Genomic DNA, 639 nt, shown 5'->3' with positions numbered 1-639 from the left:
CTTTATATTCATCGGAGTTCCCTCTTATACCGGCTTGAAAAGATCGAATTGCTTTTGGATGCCGAATTAAATGACGCTGAAGTCCGGTTCAATTTGATGATGGCATTAAAGCTTTATGATATGAATGGTGGACTTATCTAAAACAGCCTTTATAGGCTGTTTTTTTATCCTACAAAATAGACGAAAAAATTATAGAKTTTCCCCTCGTTTTGTAGGTACAAACCCAAGATTTCCAAGGTTATAATTAATTTACAGAATATTAATAATTTTTTATACAGTCGGGAGATGGAGAGATGGAAGTTCAAATTCAAACAATCGGGGTAGTTGGTGCAGGTTCAATGGGCTCAGGCATAGCGAATCTAGCGGCAATGAATGGGTTTACAGTAATCTTGTGTGACATTGAAGACAGCTATTTGGAAAATGCAATAAAACGTATTGGAAACTTTATGGAAAAAAGTGTTGCAAGGGGAAAAATGACCGAAAATCAAAAACAAGAAACGCTCGGACGCATTCAAACCACGACGGGCCTTGAAGATATGAAAGACGCGGATGTCGTGATTGAAGCTGTTTTGGAAGATCTCCATTTGAAAAAACAAGTGTTCTCTAAACTCGACCAAATCGTTCGTGAAGGTGTGATTC

General features: G+C 37.8%; 2 protein-coding genes. Both read left to right on the top strand.

The genetic code is table 11. From position 1 onward, the window contains the following. The coding region (locus AC1DUW_RS31730) for a helix-turn-helix domain-containing protein (protein WP_477644565.1) at positions 1-141 on the top strand (141 nt) is incomplete at its 5' end. A 152-nt stretch (positions 142-293) separates the two neighbouring features. After that, a partial coding sequence (locus tag AC1DUW_RS31725; protein ID WP_477644564.1) for a 3-hydroxyacyl-CoA dehydrogenase family protein occupies positions 294-639 on the top strand: 346 nt, incomplete at its 3' end.

This window comes from Peribacillus sp. P4_C12 (genome assembly GCF_056402095.1).
Note: the sequence above shows the minus strand (reverse complement) of the source record. Positions and strands in the feature narration are given on the sequence as shown.